Annotated in this window: 1 pseudogene; it reads left to right on the forward strand. The window is 65.3% G+C overall.

The features are described 5' to 3' along the window. Positions 1-166: 166 nt before the first annotated feature. A pseudogene (locus HV796_RS42315) lies at positions 167-993 on the forward strand (phage integrase family protein); the annotation flags it as partial. Positions 994-1,429 lie beyond the last annotated feature (436 nt).

Consider the following 1,429-nt stretch of genomic DNA (forward strand, 5'->3'; position numbering starts at 1 on the left):
CTTATCCCGCTCCCCCTATGCGCTCAAGCACGACTACTCAGTCCCTTTTCGTATTCGGGCTCGCATTTAGCGCATCCGGATCAGAGACGGCTTGCATGAAATCCGTGCCCTTAAGATAAGATTCCAAATTATCACAAGGCACCTGTTCGTACGCTAAACTCCCCTCGTGAAAACGCGTCACGCCGCCCTGCCCGCTCCCACTCCTGGTGACCCGCCCGGTTTCCCCGGCGCGGGTGTACTGGCCGCGCTGCGCGCCTGGTACACACGGGCCTGGCCGTGCGCCCGGCCGTCGAGCGCTACCTGCCCGCGGCGCTGGGCGATGGCCAGTGCGCGCGCGGTGTGCTCGGCCGCATCCAGCGCAAACTGGCTGCCCTTGCGCGTACCGCCCATCGCGACGATCTGGCGACGCTCACGCGAAGGCCGTCGCGCAGGCGATCGACACCCTGCGCACCGCGCGCGCCGCAGCCACAGATCGCCGATGACATCGCGCAGTGGTTCACACCACGCGCGGTGCGCGTCCTGCACGCGCACCGCATCACGACCCTCGCCGAGCTGACCGTGCGCATTCCGCGTCGTCGCCAGTGGTGGAAGGCCGTGCCGGGACTCGGTGTGGCCAGTGCCCGTGCAATCGAGGCGTTTTTCGCAGCCTGGCCTGCCCTCACGGACAAGGCCGCACTCGTGGTCGCGAGCCAGCGCGGCGACATCGTGCCGTGGGAATCCCTGAACCTGCCGCACGAGGTCGATGGCTCCCAGGGGACCTTCCGCGCGCCGGCCGCCAGTTGCACGCTGGACGCCGCCAACGATTACGGGGCCGTGCAGACCTGGCTTGCGCTGCACGGATCGCCGGCCACGCAGCGCACGTACAGGAAGGAAGCCGAGCGTCTGATCCTGTGGGCCATCGTCGAGCGCGACCGCGCGCTGTCGTCGCTCACGAAGGAAGATGCAATCGCCTACCGACAGTCTTCGTCGAGTCCGACGGTACCGCCCAAAGAAGAGGCGGCCAAGGTCTACAGTTGAGATGCCTAGTATATCTTTGCCCATTTCAACGCTACATTTCCGGTCACCGGGCGACCGGCCGATCATTTGCATTCCGTACCACTTGTTTGCACGCTTTTTTTCTCCGATAACAGCCCCGGGGATCGCCTTTCAGGGAAGTGGCACGGTGGAAAGCCACCCGGTCGGCCAACAGTCACGCCACGTCGATAGTCGTTGCGCGAAAGTCCGGCGAGATACGCGCGGGAAAGAAGGGCCATGAACCGGGCACTCACACGATGTCTCCCCGGCTGGTGGAGCCCAATATCCACGCGGACGCCCGAACAACTTCGTGTCTTCATTGCCCGTTCGTGAGGCCCGTCGCTGGCGAGGCGCTTCGCGGGCACACCGCGATCGCACGACCCAAGCGGCTTCCAGATCGGTCACAGCGGCACTC

Source organism: Paraburkholderia humisilvae, assembly GCF_902859855.1.
GTDB classification, from domain to species: Bacteria; Pseudomonadota; Gammaproteobacteria; order Burkholderiales; family Burkholderiaceae; genus Paraburkholderia; species Paraburkholderia humisilvae.